General features: G+C 57.6%; 17 protein-coding genes. 14 read left to right on the plus strand and 3 right to left on the minus strand.

Annotated features, from left to right (window positions below):
• Positions 1 to 211 precede the first annotated feature (211 nt).
• The 3 genes from AC790_RS24960 to AC790_RS04855 form a co-directional block, all read right to left on the minus strand.
• Positions 212 to 382, minus strand: coding sequence for a hypothetical protein (locus tag AC790_RS24960; RefSeq protein ID WP_162838735.1), 171 nt, complete (start codon positions 380 to 382; stop codon positions 212 to 214).
• Positions 383 to 553: 171 nt separating this feature from the next.
• Positions 554 to 2,053 carry a SulP family inorganic anion transporter gene (locus AC790_RS04850; RefSeq protein WP_049851059.1) on the minus strand — a complete coding sequence of 500 codons (1,500 nt, stop codon included), beginning with the start codon at positions 2,051 to 2,053 and terminating at the stop codon, positions 554 to 556.
• A gap of 152 nt (positions 2,054 to 2,205) precedes the next feature.
• Positions 2,206 to 2,463: a biofilm/acid-resistance regulator YmgB/AriR gene (locus tag AC790_RS04855; RefSeq protein ID WP_007887295.1), complete on the minus strand. Its 258-nt coding sequence runs from the start codon at positions 2,461 to 2,463 to the stop codon at positions 2,206 to 2,208.
• Between the two features lie 484 nt (positions 2,464 to 2,947).
• Here AC790_RS04855 and AC790_RS04860 point away from each other — a divergent pair, with 484 nt between their 5' ends.
• The 14 genes from AC790_RS04860 (at position 2,948) to AC790_RS04925 (ending at position 14,691) form a co-directional block, all read left to right on the plus strand.
• Positions 2,948 to 3,379, plus strand: coding sequence for a MarR family winged helix-turn-helix transcriptional regulator (locus tag AC790_RS04860; protein ID WP_007887294.1), 432 nt, complete (start codon positions 2,948 to 2,950; stop codon positions 3,377 to 3,379).
• Between the two features lie 2 nt (positions 3,380 to 3,381).
• Positions 3,382 to 5,052, plus strand: a complete 1,671-nt coding sequence (locus AC790_RS04865; RefSeq protein ID WP_082204266.1) for an MFS transporter — start codon at positions 3,382 to 3,384, stop codon at positions 5,050 to 5,052.
• A complete protein-coding gene (locus AC790_RS04870) occupies positions 5,049 to 6,140 on the plus strand; it encodes an HlyD family secretion protein (protein WP_007887292.1) in 1,092 nt (363 codons plus the stop codon). Before AC790_RS04865 ends, AC790_RS04870 begins: the two co-directional genes overlap by 4 nt.
• Positions 6,137 to 7,507 carry an efflux transporter outer membrane subunit gene (locus AC790_RS04875; protein WP_049851060.1) on the plus strand — a complete coding sequence of 457 codons (1,371 nt, stop codon included), beginning with the start codon at positions 6,137 to 6,139 and terminating at the stop codon, positions 7,505 to 7,507. Before AC790_RS04870 ends, AC790_RS04875 begins: the two co-directional genes overlap by 4 nt.
• A 164-nt stretch (positions 7,508 to 7,671) precedes the next feature.
• Positions 7,672 to 8,130 carry a hypothetical protein gene (locus AC790_RS04880; RefSeq protein ID WP_369817571.1) on the plus strand — a complete coding sequence of 153 codons (459 nt, stop codon included), beginning with the start codon at positions 7,672 to 7,674 and terminating at the stop codon, positions 8,128 to 8,130.
• A gap of 190 nt (positions 8,131 to 8,320) precedes the next feature.
• Complete coding sequence (locus tag AC790_RS04885) at positions 8,321 to 9,052, plus strand: beta-ketoacyl synthase chain length factor (protein ID WP_049851061.1); 732 nt, start codon at positions 8,321 to 8,323, stop codon at positions 9,050 to 9,052.
• Positions 9,042 to 9,839 (plus strand): 1-acyl-sn-glycerol-3-phosphate acyltransferase, encoded by a 798-nt coding sequence (locus AC790_RS04890; RefSeq protein WP_049851062.1) that lies wholly within the window; start codon positions 9,042 to 9,044, stop codon positions 9,837 to 9,839. Before AC790_RS04885 ends, AC790_RS04890 begins: the two co-directional genes overlap by 11 nt.
• Positions 9,840 to 9,842: 3 nt before the next feature.
• Complete coding sequence (locus AC790_RS04895; protein ID WP_007887282.1) at positions 9,843 to 10,100, plus strand: phosphopantetheine-binding protein; 258 nt, start codon at positions 9,843 to 9,845, stop codon at positions 10,098 to 10,100.
• An 11-nt stretch (positions 10,101 to 10,111) separates the two neighbouring features.
• Entirely contained in the window at positions 10,112 to 10,366 is a 255-nt protein-coding gene (locus AC790_RS04900) for an acyl carrier protein (RefSeq protein WP_007887281.1), read from the plus strand.
• A gap of 8 nt (positions 10,367 to 10,374) precedes the next feature.
• Positions 10,375 to 10,935, plus strand: coding sequence for a hypothetical protein (locus tag AC790_RS04905; RefSeq protein ID WP_049851063.1), 561 nt, complete (start codon positions 10,375 to 10,377; stop codon positions 10,933 to 10,935).
• Positions 10,932 to 12,260: an AMP-binding protein gene (locus tag AC790_RS04910; protein WP_049851064.1), complete on the plus strand. Its 1,329-nt coding sequence runs from the start codon at positions 10,932 to 10,934 to the stop codon at positions 12,258 to 12,260. The genes AC790_RS04905 and AC790_RS04910 overlap by 4 nt, the downstream gene beginning before the upstream one ends.
• Positions 12,247 to 12,594 (plus strand): 3-hydroxyacyl-ACP dehydratase FabZ family protein, encoded by a 348-nt coding sequence (locus AC790_RS04915; RefSeq protein ID WP_049851065.1) that lies wholly within the window; start codon positions 12,247 to 12,249, stop codon positions 12,592 to 12,594. Before AC790_RS04910 ends, AC790_RS04915 begins: the two co-directional genes overlap by 14 nt.
• Before the next feature lie 50 nt (positions 12,595 to 12,644).
• Entirely contained in the window at positions 12,645 to 14,282 is a 1,638-nt protein-coding gene (locus AC790_RS04920) for a glycosyltransferase (RefSeq protein ID WP_369817579.1), read from the plus strand.
• Positions 14,275 to 14,691 (plus strand): thioesterase family protein, encoded by a 417-nt coding sequence (locus AC790_RS04925; protein WP_049851067.1) that lies wholly within the window; start codon positions 14,275 to 14,277, stop codon positions 14,689 to 14,691. The genes AC790_RS04920 and AC790_RS04925 overlap by 8 nt, the downstream gene beginning before the upstream one ends.

A 14,691-nucleotide genomic window follows, 5' to 3' on the forward strand; every position in this document is an offset into this window, starting at 1 on the left:
GAAATGGGATGGGTTTTTTTTGTATTAGCGTAAATTCGTGGCGAGATATCTGCACACTGGCTCAAGCGGAGAGTGGAGTGAAACACTCTCCGCCACATTCTTCTTCCTTCATCAGAGCTTAATACGGCACGAGCCAAAATTTACGCAATAAGAGTTCAGTTCATCAGCGCAGATTAAGTGGAATACCCCGGCGGCGAAGCCGGGCATATCATCAAGACTGAGGTTGTCCTACTGGACCCGCGCCTTCGCTGGCGCCCGGCACCGGTTGGTTACTTGGAGCATGTGGGCGTCCATCACCGCCTACAGCTTCACTTTTATGCATACAGCCGGCAAGCGATACCAACGTCAACGTCACTATTACTGCTTTTGTTAAAACCTGCATCTGCTACTCCCCATTATTAAGCGATTACGTAATCAATCTCAAAGAGATCAAGGCATTGACCTAGAGGTAAGCAAAGACAGCAGCAGCCTATTACGCAAGCGAAGCGGCAGTGCATAGATGAAAAACACCCCCTTTTCGGCGTTTTTCATCTCAATCCTAAGCGAAGTCGACTTAACCTAAATTCCCGCTCAGCCGATCGCGGAAATCGCTGCTGCGGTTATCCAAACCAATAAAGGTTACGGTCGCGCCGTGGCGTTGATAGCGGTACTCGATAGCATCGAGGGCCGCGACGCTGGATGCATCCCAAATTTGCGCGTGTGTCAGATCGATGGTGACAGCTTTAGGATCGTGGCCGTAATCAAAGTGTTCAAACAAATCATTGCTGCTGCCGAAGAATAGCGGGCCACGCACGGTGTAATTAACCTGCTCGCCATCGTCGCTCAACTGACGCTCTGCGTGAATCACATGGGCGATACGGCGGGCAAACAGCATCATCGCCAGAATCACACCGATCAGTACGCCAATTGCCAGGTTGCCGGTCCATACGGTAACAGCGACGGTAATCACCATCACACAGGTTTCCGACCACGGCATACGCTTCAGCGTTGCCGGTTGCAGGCTGTGCCAGTTCACGGTTTTTACCGCCACCACCATCATAATGCCTGCCAGCACCACCATAGGAATCTGCGCCATAATTTGGCTCAGTCCGGTCACCAGCAGCAGTAAAACAATACCTGCCGCTACAGTGGAAACGCGCGTACGCGCTTTGCCCAGCTCAACGTTAACGATGGTTTGCCCAATCATCGCGCAACCAGTAATGCCGCCATAAAAGCCCGCCAGAATATTGCCGATGCCCAGCGCCCAGGATTCGCGACGTTTGCCGGACGGCGTATCAGTGATGTCATCCACCAATTTTGCCGTCAGCAATGACTCCATCAGACCAACAAAGGCGATACTCAGCGCGGTTGGCCAGATAATTTGCAGCGTCTGTAGATTGATCGGCACCAGCAGCGTAGTGAAACCTGGCAGACCGGCCGTCATTGGGCCTTCATCGCCCACGTTCGGCACGCGATAACCCAGCAGCAGTGCCACGGCGGTCACCACCACAATCGCGACCAGCGGAGATGGCACACTTTTCAACACTTTCGGCAACAGCAGAACAATCGCCAGCGTCACGGCAAACAGCACCCACACCAGGCTGGATTGCCCCCACACGTGTGGAACCTGCGCGAAGAAAATCAAAATGCCGAGAGCATTAACAAAACCGATCATCACCGAGCGCGGGATATAGCGCATCATGCGCGATAAGCCAGCGAAGCCAAAAATGATCTGGATGATGCCGCCCATGATCACCGCCGGCAGGATGTATTCGACGCCGTGCGCGTGCACCATTGGGCCAATCACCAGCGCCACGGAACCGGCAGCGGCGGTCACCATCGCCGGACGACCGCCCAGAATCGACAGCGTCAGACACAGCACCACCGAGGCAACAAGACTGACTTTGGGATCAACCCCCGCAATCACCGAGAAGGAGATAACTTCAGGAATCAGCGCCAGGGCGGTAATGATCCCCGCCAGACATTCGCGCGTGAGCAGGGCAGGCGAGCGGAGTACGCGCCCCACGGTAATATCGCTCTCCACCGCAGTGGCGCGATCGGTTGGTTGGCTCATAGATTGTGCAGGCTCTTTTATTATTGTGCGCATACCGTCACGGTACGGCAGTAACCAGTTGGAATAGTGCGAGGGAGGATGTTACCGGGCAATAAGCGAAGACGCTAGCGTGATGGGGGAGGTGAGAGTGATTCCATCCCTGGAATCCGGCTTTAGACCGCGAGATCGTCAGGTGTTTTATTCACGACCAATTCAAGCAGGTGGCGATAAATGTCCAGCTGAATCACATCGCTTTCCATTTCAAGGCGGTTAATCAGAGAGGAAATAATCGCTTTATTAGAAACCGGCATACCGGCTTGCAGGATTTCGGCAATGATCTGCCCGAAAACTTCCATCTCAGCGCTATCGCTGTTACCTGCCAGTTTGAAGTAGTCAGCAATGGCGTTGTTACTGGTTGCGGCGTTTTGCATATGTGAAGCCCTTAAGATCGGCCTGAGGGCGATGTGCCTTCAGCTCCATGATGAAAAAACTCACGCGCGGACAGGCGCGCTAGACCCAACTCATCAACCAACGCAAAAAGACACCTCTGAAGGTGGAAATCCATAACACCTTCAGAGGCGACGCAAAGTGCATCATTCGTTACGGAGCCATCAGCTGGCTCACGGGACGTAAACTTATACAATCCAGCTCAACTTGTACAACAAGGTTTTTAAGCAATTAGTGCTAATCCTCATTTAACAATGATTTGTGATTTGTAATGTTTTCTAAAAGCTATACAAGAAAGTGAATTCCTGGCAAAATTTGCCCCAGGTTGTACAACTGATAAAGAAAATTGGTGAGTGTTAATCGCGTCAACTACGTTTGTTGGTATCAGCAAACTTTTCATTGCTATGCGGCTTCGCATATAATAACGCCCCCATTTAGTTAGATACCTAACCATTAGGCCACTACGTTTTGAGCGACTATCCGCAACCCTTTTCTCGTTTACTGCATCTCACCGCGCACGCATGGCGGCTGGCGGTTGATCGTCGTTTAAAAGAGAGCGGACTGAGTATGAGCAGCTGGATGGCAATTGCCAGCGTTGCCACCGCAGCCGAGCCGCCGACGCAGAAAGCGCTGGCACAGCTACTCGGCCTGGAGGAGGCGAGCGTGGTGCCGCTGGTCGATCGATTAGTGAAGCAGCAGCTATTAGCGCGCGTCCAGCCACCGGAAGATCGCCGCAAGCGTCTGTTGATGCTGACCGAGCAAGGCCGCGTAGCGTTTGCTGAAGTGAAAACGCAAGCCGATGCGCTGCGTGCGCAGTTGCTGGCAGATATTGATGCGGAATCGTTAGCCATCACTGAAAAAGTCTTACAACAGTTGCTCACCCGACTAGGAAGCGTCTGATCGTGGCCAAACGTAATCCCTACGCCCAACGCGAATGGCTGCCGCATGAAAAACCGATGCTGCCGGGCTCGCCCTCTACGCCGCTGCATTCGCCCTCTAAACGCATCGCCTTTGGCATTATCGGCCTGTTGATCTCGATTACCGGCGCGCTGAGTAACGCGCTGGTCTCCGCCAATCTTACCAATCTGCAAGGCACCTTTGCCGCCTATAGCAATGAGATCGCCTGGCTGCCCGCGGTGTATGTGATGGGCAACATCTCCATCAACCTGTTGTTGGTGAAGTTTCGCCAGCAGTTTGGTCTGCGACTCTTTACCGAAGCCTTTCTGGTGCTGTACGTCATCGTGGCGTTTTTCCATATTCTCGCCAACGATCTCAGCTCGGCGATTATTGTGCGCACCGCGCACGGCATGGTGGGCGCCGCGCTCAGCTCGCTCGGCATCTATTACCAGATTCAGGCATGGCCGGCGAAGCATCGTCTTAAGGCGTTAGTGATTGGCATTACCGCTTCGCAGCTGGCGATCCCGCTGGCGCGTCTCTTTTCTACCGAACTGCTGCAGCTGGAAGCATGGCGCGGCCTGTACCTGTTTGAACTCGGTCTGGCGCTGATCTCGTTGGGTTGCGTGCTGTTAGTGAAGCTGCCGCCCGGCGATCGTATCAAAGCGTTCGAGAAGATGGATTTCCTCACCTTTATGCTGATGGCGCCGGGCATGGCGCTGCTGTGCGCGGTACTGTCGCTTGGCCGTATCGAGTGGTGGTTCAGCACGCCGTGGCTCGGTGTGGCATTGGCGCTGGCGCTGGTGTTGATCGTGGCGGCGATTGTGGTTGAACATAATCGTAAAAACCCGTTGCTCAATACGCGCTGGCTCAGCAACGGCACGATTGTGCGGTTAGGCATTGTGATGATCATGATGCGTATTCTGCTGGCCGAACAGAACACCGGCGCGGTGGGGTTCCTGCAGCAGCTTGGCTTGCTTAACGATCAGATGCGCGGCCTGGCGTTTGCCATCATTGCTGGGGTGATTTGCGGCATCATTGCCAGCGCCTTAACCATTAAACCAACGCATCTGAGCTGGCCGATTGTGGCCTCGCTGGTGGTGATGATCGTCGCCTCGCTGATGGATGCGCAATCCAACCCGTTGACGCGCGCTCACAATCTCTATTTCAGCCAGTTTTTACTCGGATTCGGCAGCGCCTTCTTCCTCGCGCCAGCCATGCTGTTGGGGATTGGTGGCGTGGTCACGCAGCCGAAGAACCTGGTCAGCTTCTCGGTGCTGTTTGGCATGAGCCAGAACTTAGGCGGATTGATTGGCGCGGCGATTCTCGGCACCTTCCAGACGTGGCGCGAAAAGTATCACTCCAGCCTGCTGGGCGATCAGCTGTCACAGCTCGATCCCAACGTCACTGAACGACTGAGCCAGTACAGTTCATTATTCAGCAGCCAGCTGCCCGATAACGTGTTGCTCAGTGCGCAAAGTAGCGCTCAGCTGCAAGCGGTAGCCACGCTGCAGGCCAACGTGCTGGCCTATAACGACACCTATCTTCTTACCGCTGCGCTGGCGTTCGTCACCTTAATTTGGGTGCTGTATCGCCTGACGCGTTTACGCTATCTCAACTGGCGTCAGACAAAAATGAATGCGGCACAACCCGCAGTAAACCCGACGGAGAATTCATGAGCCAACAGGACGACATTCAGGCTGCGGAGCGCGAGCGCACCAACCGCCGACGCATTCTTTCCATCGCTGCCGGTAGCGGTATTGTCATCGTCGGCGTGCTGGTGATTTTATATGCCTGGCAGCTGTGGCCGTTTACCAGCACCATCCAATCCACGGAAAACGCCTACGTGCGTGGTCAGGTGACCTTTATCAGCCCGCAGGTCAGTGGCTATCTCACCGAAGTCAAGGTCGTGGATTTGCAGCCGGTGACCAAAGGCCAGCTGCTGATGACCATTGACGATCGTATTTATCGTCAGCGGGTGCATCAGGCGCAGGCGCAGCTGGATATGAAAATCGCCGCGCAGAACAATAACCAGCAGCAGCGCAAAAGTGCTGAAGCCACGATTCTCAGCAATAAAGCGGCGCTGGAAAATGCTAAAGCTCAGGCGCTGAAAAGCAGCCTCGATCTCAAGCGCGTGGAGAATCTGGCAGCCGACGGTTCGCTGTCGGTGCGTGAACGCGACGCGGCGCGTGCGGCCAACGCCCAGGCTCAGGCGCAGCTGCGTCAGGCGGATGCGCAGGTTGCGGTAGCGCAGCAAAATCTGCAAACCGTGGTGGTTAACCGCGGATCTCTGCAAGGCGATGTCGCCAGCGCCCAGGCGGCGTTGGAGCTGGCGAATATCGATCTGGCAAATACCCGTATTATCGCGCCAGATAGCGGCCAGCTCGGTCAGCTTTCGGTGCGCAAAGGGACCTACGTCACCGCCGGCACGCGTTTAACGTCGGTGGTGCCAGAGAACAAATGGATCATCGCCAACCTGAAAGAGACCCAGCTGGCACGCGTGCGTCCCGGCTTGCCGGTGAGCATTCGCGTCGATGCGCTGGATGGCAAGCATTATGACGGTCGGGTCGAGTTTATTTCCCCTGCTGCCGGCTCCGAATTCAGTGCCATCTCGCCAGATAATGCCACCGGCAACTTTGTGAAAATTGCCCAGCGCATTCCGGTGCGGATTAAGATTCTCAACGACGATCTGCACGCGCTACGTCCAGGTATGTCGGTAGAAGTACACATTGATACCGCCGCTGAGCCACACAAGGATGCGCCATGAAGCGCTTACTGTTAGCCACGGTTGTGGCGTTGATGGTGAGCGGCTGTGCGACAGAAGTCGAAAAGGCGCCGTCATCGTTGCCGATCCCCGATAGCTGGCGTCAGCAGGTGGGGCCGCAGGCCGCACCAGAGGCGCAGTGGTGGCAAAACTTTGGTGATGCCAACCTCAATCGCCTGGTTAATCAGGCGCTACAGCACAACAGCGATATCCTCACCGCACGTTCGCGCGTCGACCAATACCGCGCCGAGTTGCGCGCCGCGCAGGGCGATAATTTCCCGACCTTGTCAGCCGGCGTCGCGGCGACGCATCAGCGCGCGCTGTCGGCGGCAACCGGTCAGCCGTATGAAAGCGCGGTGTTTCAGGGGCTGTTGCAGGCCAACTATGACGTGGATTTATGGGGCAGCCGCAGCAACAGCATTCGCGCAGCCGAAGCCACGCTGGATGCGCAGCGTGCCGCCGCCTCGGCTGCCGAGTTAACCGTTGCCAGTTCGGTAGCATCGGGCTATCTCAGCCTGTGCGCGCTGGACGAACAGCTGCGCGTCACCGAAGCCACGCTGGCTACGCGGGAAAACTCACTTAATCTGGCACAGCGTCAGTTTGAAACCGGCTATACCTCACGCCTTGAGTGGATGCAGGCGGCATCGGAATACCAAACGGCCAAAGCCCAGATTCCCCAGCTGCAGCATCAGATCGAGCAGCAGGAGAATGCGCTCAGCGTGCTGGTGGGCATGAATCCGCGTGAAATTGCGCGCAGCAGCCAGTTCGATCATATCAAGCCGCAAACCTTGCCCTCACTGCTGCCTTCGCAGTTGCTCAATCGTCGGCCAGATATTGTGCAGGCGCAGCGCCAGCTGCTGGCAGCGGATGCTTCACTGGCGTCAACGCAGGCGAACCTGCTGCCGTCACTCAATCTCACCGCCAGCGGCACGTTACAAAGTAGCGAGCTGCATCAACTGCTGGATAACCCGTTCCGCTTGTGGAGTATTGGCGGCAGCATTCTGGCACCGCTGCTGAATCGCGAAGCGCTCACCGCACAGGTGGATGTGGCGATGGCGACGCGCAATCAGGCACTCTACGGCTATGAGAAAGTGGTACGCAACGCGTTCTCCGAGGTGGATAATGCGCTGGACGCGATTCGCCGCAGCCAGCAGCAGCTGACGGAGTTGCAGAAGCAGGAAGAGTATGTGACAGAAGCCTATCGTATTGCGCATAACCGATATCAGAACGGTTACGCCTCCTATCTTGACGAGCTGGATGCCCAGCGCACGCTGTTCAGCACCCAGCTGAATATCGTGTCGGTGAAAAACACCTTACTGCTGGCGCAGATCGATCTTTATCGATCCCTCGGCGGCGGCTGGCAGGGTTAAACATCATGCCGCAAGGCCATTTTTCGGTAGAAATTCCGCTGTAAAATGGCCGGCGTCTGGTTTTAAATCGGCCTTAAACCCTTCTTAAGTGATTCATGCTTCTTTTTACTTGTCTTTACAAATAATGTTATTATCCGCCCGCTTTACACAGTCTGAACGGAACAGTGCTGGTACCTATAACAGCGCAGTCGCCAACCTGGGCGGCTGATAAGACAGGGGAAGAAAAGGAAATGATGAATAAAAAAATCGGCTTAATGTTGTTGGTTACGGCGGCACTGTTAAGCGGTTGCGCATCGCGTACCGCGCCGATTAAAAATGTTAGCCAAACCGTTGCTCAAAGCTACTCTGATGAACAGATGAAGCAGGCGATTATTCAGGCTGGCACGACCAATAAATGGACCATGACGCCAGTAGGCCCCGGCGCTATTGATGGCTACCTGGCCGCGCGCGGCTACAGTGCAGATATTCGCGTTAACTACACCGCGAACAGCTATCAAATCCTCTATGTCAGCAGCCAGAATTTAAAAGCGGGTAGTGGTCAGATTCACCGCAATTATAATGTCTGGATTGATCGGTTGGATCGCAGCATCCAAACACGTTTAAAGGCTAATGCCTACAAATAAGCGCGAAGCGTGCTGACGGACATAATGTTGTAAAGTTAGCCGCAACGCTGCCGAAATAGAAAACAGGCGGGCCATGTGCCCGCCTTGTTAATCGGCGACATCCGCATGGGATGACGGGTATAGAGAGCAAGGAAGGGATGCCGGACAGTGGAAATCTGACCCGCCCTGAGGCTGAAGAAAGAATACAGGTATGAAACTCGCTTACTCCCTTGTTGACTGGCATGCCATTGCGCCGGGTCACAGCACCTTAGAAGAGTGGCAGCGCTGGGCGCAACAGGCGCCAGTGCTGGACGCCACACAACCCATCGCGAAACCCCAATTTTTGCCGATGATGACCGCGCGTCGTCTCAGCGCGGGCAGCCGAGCGGCTGTAGAGTGCGGGCTGGCGCTATTGGCGCGACAAACGGTCGATGCCATCGTCTTTACCAGTCGCCACGGTGAGCTCGAGCGCAACCTGCGTATTCTTAGCGCGCTGGCCGAGCAGCAAGCGCTGTCGCCGACCGACTTCGCCATGTCGGTCCACAACTCTGCGGTGGGGAGCTTAACCATTGCCGCGCGTCAGCCGCTGGTGTCAACGTCGATCTCGGCGGGCAACGATAGCTTCCAGCAAGGTTTACTCGAAGTCGCGGCACTGCATCAGGCAGGCTATGCGCAGGTGTTACTGGTGGATTTTGACGGCAGCGTACCGCCGTACTATCGTCCGTGGCTGCCGGAGATCGATCATTTCAATGCGCCCTATGCGCTGGCGTTGCTGCTGCGCGCGGGCGACGAGTGGCGCTGTACGGCGCAGGCCGCTCCACCCGCAGCGCACCCGCTGCCGCAAAGCCTGCAGGTACTCTCGGCGATATTGCGTGATGCGCCAGCGTTTAGCGTACCAGGCGAGCGCCACCATTGGATGTGGGAGCGTCAGCATGGTGGATAATTCGCTGGTGCAGTCGCGTCCCGGTTTTAACTATTACTGGCGACTGGCGATGACCGCCGTCAGCTTCACGCTGTTCAGCGTCGGCGGCCTATTACTGTCGCTCATCTGGTTTAATGTGCTGCTGCTGGTGCAGCGCGATGGCCTGCGTCGTCGGCAAATCGCGCGCAGCAGTATCGCCTGGAGCTTCCGCTGCTTCCTGCGCTTCTGCCGTTTTGTCGGTGTTTACGATTACCAGATTATCGGCGCAGAACAGCTGCGCCAGGATCGTGGCTGCCTGATCGTCGCGAATCATCCGTCGTTGATCGATTACGTGATGATTGCCTCGGTGTTGCCGGAGATGGATTGTCTGGTCAAAGCCGAGCTGCAGCACAACATCTTCTTCCGCGGCGTGATTCGTGCCGCCGATTATCTGATTAATAGCGAAGCCGATACGCTGCTGCCGGATAGTCAGCAGCGGCTGGCGCGCGGCGATACCATCCTGATTTTTCCCGAAGGAACGCGCACGCGCTACGGCGAGCCACTGAAGCTGCAGCGCGGTGCCGCCAATATTGCGGTGCGTGCCGGATGCGACCTGCGCGTGGTTCATATCACCTGCAGCGAACGCATGCTTGATAAGCAAAGCCGCTGGTATCAGATTCCGCTGGTTAAACCGCTTTTTACTGTACGCGTACAATCGCGTATCGCTAGCCAGGCCTTTAGTGAAGCCGAAGAGGATGCGCAGCCGCTGGCCGCCCGTCGCCTGACGCGACATCTGCAACAGGCGCTGGTGCCTGAAGAGACTAACTAAGTTATGCAAGTACTGATCAACGACATCAAACAGATGATTATCGACACGCTGAATCTGGAAGATATCAGCCCTGACGACATTGAAACCGATGCGCCGCTGTTTGGCGAAGGGCTGGGACTCGATTCTATCGATGCGCTGGAGCTGGGACTGGCGGTCAAAAATCGCTTTGGCGTACAGCTCTCCGCCGAGAGTGAAACGCTGCGTGCGCACTTTTTTTCCGTGGCTACACTGGCCGCGTTTGTTGAACAACAGCAAGCCTGAGAACAGTCAACATGATGAACAAAAACGAAATTTACCAGGAAGTGGCCACGCTACTCACTTCGCTGTTTGAAATTGAGCCGGATGCGATTCGACCAGATGCCCGTCTGTATGAAGATCTCGAGCTGGATAGCATTGATGCGGTGGATATGGTGGTGCATTTGCAAAAGCGCACGGGCCGGAAGATCAAACCGGAAACCTTCCGTGCGGTGCGTACCGTGCAGGACGTGGTTGACGCCGTCGACCAGCTGATGCGCGACGAAGCCTGATTTCTGTCATGTGCACGCTTCTGCGGCTGCTGAATGGCGCGGCGCTGTTGGCCTGGCCTTTTCTGGTGTGGTTAACCCTCACCCAGCCGCAGTGGCGCGGCATCACCGGCCTGCTGGCGCTGCTGTTTGTACTGCGCGTCTGGAGTTTACGCCGCGCGGCGGGCCCGATGGGCCGCGTGATGCTGCTGCTGGCGCTGGTTGGCACCGTGCTGTGTCTCACCAGCCTGCTGTTGCGCTCGCAACATCTGCTGCTGTGGTATCCGCTGGTGGTCAACGCTGTAATGCTGCTGCTGTTTGGCGCGTCGCTGTGGAGCCCGATGCCGCTGGTGGAACGCCTGGCGCGACTGCGTGAAGCAGATTTACCCGCGCGCGCGGTGCGCTACACCCGCCGGGTAACGCAAGTGTGGTGCGGCTTTTTCATCTTCAACGGCAGCGTGGCGCTGGTCACCTGTCTGCTCAATGATGTCACGCTTTGGACACTCTGGAATGGGTGCATCAGCTACCTGCTGATGGGCACGCTGATGGGCGGCGAATGGCTGCTGCGTCAGCGCATAAGGAAACAGACATGAAGCTACGCAGCATCCGCGACTGGCTCACTGCGCCGGATCGCACGGTTGCCTGGCACGGCACGCAGCACACTACGCTGCACACCCTGCGCCAGCAGGTACAGGCGCTGGTCGAGCGGCTGCTCCAGCATCCAGGCCAGCATTGGGCGCTGTGCTTTGACAACAGCTATGCATTCACCGCCGCGCTGCTGGCGCTGTGGTATGCGGGAAAAACGCCGGTGATCCCCGGACACTGCCGCGCGGCCCAGTTGGAAGAGATGGCCGACAGCCTCGACGGCGTGCTTTGCGATATGCCGCTGGCGGTGTCATTACCGCAGCTGCGCTGGGACGGTAGGCTGGCCAGCGGCGAACTGCCGCCAATCGCCGATGATGCTCACCTCGTGCTGTTTACCTCCGGCTCGACCGGCACGCCGCGCCGGGTAACGAAATCACTGCGCGCGCTCGATCTCGAAGCCAGCTGGCTCCACAGCTTGTGGGGCGATCGGTTGCGCGATTGCCATGTGATTGCCTCGGTGAGTCATCAACATCTGTATGGTCTGAGTTTCCGCATTATCTTGCCGATGGCGCTGGGTTTACCGTTTGCCGCGCAACAGATTTTTTACGGCGAACAACTGGCGGATCAACCCAGCGACCGTCGCTACGCTTTTATCAGCAGCCCGGCGTTTCTCCGTCGGCTGGATACGTCGCTTACTGCACCACGCTGTGAGCTGATTGTCTCTGCCGGCGGTGCGTTGCCGTGGACGGCGGCACAGCAGGCGCAACAGACGCTGAGCTGTGCGGTGGATGAAATCTATGGCAGCACCGAAACCGGGGTAATTGGCTGGCGCTGCGCCACGGCGGAAAACGTGCTGTGGCACTGTTTCCCGCACATCACCCTGCGCGAGCAGGAAGCCGGTCGCTGGCGGGTGTTCTCCGCCTTACTGGACACCGAAGAGGGTTGCGCGCTCGACGATCGCATTGTGCAGCAGCCGTCCGGCCAGTTTCAGCTGGCGGGCCGCCAGGATCGCGTGGTGAAGATTGAAGATAAACGCGTGTCGCTGAGTGAAATTGAACGGCGCTTGCTGGCACTGCCGGGCGTAGAAGATGCCGCCGCGCTGGCGATTCAGCGCCATGGACGTCACGCCATCGGCGTGGTGCTGGCGCTAGCCGAGCAGAGGGATGCGGCGACGCTGCATCAGCTAAAAATCGCGTGGAAGCGCGCGTTGCAACCCTGGCTGGAGCCGGTGGCGATGCCGCGCTATTGGCGCGTGGTGACGTCGATTCCTGTCACGGCGCAAAGCAAGCGCGCGTGGCCGCAAATTGAGGAGTTGTTTGATGTTGCCGGTTGAATTAGATGCCCAACAGCAGGGCGATGCGCTGACGTTGCGTTTGCACGCTGCCGCCGATCTGTTTTGGTTTCGTGGTCACTTTCCCACCTTGCCCATTCTGCCTGGCGTGGCGCAGCTCGACTGGGCGCTGCATTACGGTCTGAAGCGTTTAGCGCCGGGAAAAAGCTTCGCCTCGATTGATAATATTAAATTCCAGCAGCCGGTGCCGCCGGATGCCGAACTGGAGTTACGGCTACAGTGGCAAGCGGAAAAATCGCTGCTCAGTTTCAGCTACAGCCTGATCAACGGCGAGGTGGCGACGGTGGCCAGCAGCGGGAAGATCCGCCTGTGTTGAGCCCTCACTTCACGCCCTGCGTATTGATTCCCTGCTATAACCACGGCGCGATGCTGGCCTCGGTGCTGGCGCGGTTGGCGCCGTTTAACTTGCCGGTGCTGCTGGTGGACGATGGCAGTAATGCCGAGACCAAACGGCAGATCGCCGCGCTGGCGGCGCCGCAATTGCAGGTGCTGACGTTGCCGCACAATCAGGGCAAAGGGGCGGCAGTCATTGCCGGCATGCGCGCGGCGGCGGCGGCGGGCTATACGCACGCGCTGCAGCTGGATGCCGATGGTCAGCATCAGGTGGAAGATGCGCCGCGCATGTTGGACGAAGCGCAACGCTATCCGCACTGTTTGATCTCCGGTCAGCCGATTTACGATGATTCGATCCCTAAATCGCGCCTGTATGGCCGCTACATCACCCATTTCTGGGTGTGGGTGGAAACGCTGTCGCTGTCACTTAAAGACAGCATGTGCGGCTTCCGCGTCTATCCGCTTGCGCCGTCGCTCAGGCTTTGCGACCGCCGTCCCATTGGCCAGCGTATGGATTTCGATACCGAGATCATGGTGCGTCTCTATTGGCAGGGCACGCCGAGCCGTTTTCTCGCCACGCGCGTCACCTATCCAGAGAGCGGCGTGTCGCATTTCGATGCGCTGCGTGACAACCTGCGTATTTCGTGGATGCACACGCGCCTGTTCTTCGGCATGTTGCCGCGGATCCCGCAGTTGCTGCGCCAGCGTGGCGATGCGCAGCACTGGTCGGCCACGCCGGAACGCCGTGGGCAGAGCGGTATGCGCTTTATGCTGTGGCTCTATCGCCGTGCTGGACGCTTGCCCTTTGTGCTGCTGCTGTGGCCGGTAGTGGCGGGTTTCTGGCCAACCGGCCGCGCCGCGCGCGCCGCGTCGCAGCAGTGGCTGACGCGTGTGCAAGCGGTGGCGCAGCAGCAGAACATCACGCTGCCTGCGCCGGTGAATAGCTATCGTCACTTTTTGCGTTTCGGCTACAGCATGCTGGACAAAGTGGCCAGCTGGCGCGGCGATCTGCAGTGGGGTCGCAATATCGATTTCGCGCCCGGCGCTGAAGCCACTATTCGTGCTGCCGAAGGCAAAGGCCATCTGATTCTGGCATCCCATTTAGGTGATATCGAAGCCTGCCGCGCGATGGCCAAACAGGTAAGCGGGCTGGTGATTAACGCGCTGGTGTTTACCGACAACGCGCAGCGTTTTCGCGAGGTGCTGGAGAGCATTGCGCCGCAGGCGGGCGTGAATTTGATGCCGGTGACCGATATCGGTCCGGATACCGCCATTCTGCTGCAGCAAAAACTGGATGCCGGTGAATGGGTGGCGATTGTTGGCGATCGCACGGCGATCCATCGCCAGCGCGGCGGTGAGCGTCGCGTGGTGTGGAGCGAATTTATGGGACGTCCTGCGCCGTTTCCACAAGGGCCGTTTGTGCTGGCGGCCGCGTTGCGCTGTCCGGTGCTGCTGATGTTTGCCCTGCGCGAACAGGGCCGCCTGCGGGTGCATTGTGAAGCCTTTGCCGATCCGCTACTGCTGCCACGCGCCCAGCGCCAGCAGGCGTTGCAGGCCACGGTTGATCGCTATGCCGAGCGGCTGCAACAGCATGCGCTGATGGCGCCGCTCGACTGGTTTAACTTTTACGATTTCTGGACGTTGCCCGAGGAGAAAAGCCGCGATGAGTGAAAGCAACTACCGCGCAGAGGTGGAGATAACCGTGTCGTTTCACGACTGCGATCCGATGGGCGTGGTGTGGCACGGCAACTACTTCCGCTATTTTGAGGTGGCGCGCGAAGCCCTGCTGCGCAGCATCAACTACAGCTACGGCGAAATGGCCGCCAGCGGCTTCGTCTGGCCGGTGGTCGATACCCACGTAAAATATCGCCAGCCGCTGCGCTGTGAAGAGGTGGTGCGCGTGGCCGCCAGTATCAGTGAATATGAAAACCGTCTGCGCATCGATTATGTGATTCGTAACGCGGTAGGGCAGGTGACCACCAAAGCCCACACGCTGCAGGTCGCCGTCAACGCCGCGACGCAGGAGATGTGTTTTGTCTCGCCTGACATTCTGTTTGCCCGCCTGGGAGTGAAGCCGTGA

Source organism: Pantoea sp. RIT-PI-b (assembly GCF_001187905.1).
In the GTDB taxonomy this organism is placed as follows: Bacteria; Pseudomonadota; Gammaproteobacteria; order Enterobacterales; family Enterobacteriaceae; genus Pantoea; species Pantoea nemavictus.

Excerpts from the sequence above, each read along its gene's own strand:
- AC790_RS24960 (WP_162838735.1), bottom strand. The coding sequence starts at position 382 with ATGCAGGTTTTAACAAAAGCAGTAATAGTGACGTTGACGTTGGTATCG.
- AC790_RS04850 (WP_049851059.1), bottom strand. The coding sequence starts at position 2,053 with ATGAGCCAACCAACCGATCGCGCCACTGCGGTGGAGAGCGATATTACC.
- AC790_RS04855 (WP_007887295.1), bottom strand. The coding sequence starts at position 2,463 with ATGCAAAACGCCGCAACCAGTAACAACGCCATTGCTGACTACTTCAAA.
- AC790_RS04870 (WP_007887292.1), top strand. The coding sequence starts at position 5,049 with ATGAGCCAACAGGACGACATTCAGGCTGCGGAGCGCGAGCGCACCAAC.
- AC790_RS04875 (WP_049851060.1), top strand. The coding sequence starts at position 6,137 with ATGAAGCGCTTACTGTTAGCCACGGTTGTGGCGTTGATGGTGAGCGGC.
- AC790_RS04885 (WP_049851061.1), top strand. The coding sequence starts at position 8,321 with ATGAAACTCGCTTACTCCCTTGTTGACTGGCATGCCATTGCGCCGGGT.
- AC790_RS04890 (WP_049851062.1), top strand. The coding sequence starts at position 9,042 with ATGGTGGATAATTCGCTGGTGCAGTCGCGTCCCGGTTTTAACTATTAC.
- AC790_RS04895 (WP_007887282.1), top strand. The coding sequence starts at position 9,843 with ATGCAAGTACTGATCAACGACATCAAACAGATGATTATCGACACGCTG.
- AC790_RS04900 (WP_007887281.1), top strand. The coding sequence starts at position 10,112 with ATGATGAACAAAAACGAAATTTACCAGGAAGTGGCCACGCTACTCACT.
- AC790_RS04905 (WP_049851063.1), top strand. The coding sequence starts at position 10,375 with ATGTGCACGCTTCTGCGGCTGCTGAATGGCGCGGCGCTGTTGGCCTGG.
- AC790_RS04910 (WP_049851064.1), top strand. The coding sequence starts at position 10,932 with ATGAAGCTACGCAGCATCCGCGACTGGCTCACTGCGCCGGATCGCACG.
- AC790_RS04915 (WP_049851065.1), top strand. The coding sequence starts at position 12,247 with ATGTTGCCGGTTGAATTAGATGCCCAACAGCAGGGCGATGCGCTGACG.
- AC790_RS04920 (WP_369817579.1), top strand. The coding sequence starts at position 12,645 with ATGCTGGCCTCGGTGCTGGCGCGGTTGGCGCCGTTTAACTTGCCGGTG.
- AC790_RS04925 (WP_049851067.1), top strand. The coding sequence starts at position 14,275 with ATGAGTGAAAGCAACTACCGCGCAGAGGTGGAGATAACCGTGTCGTTT.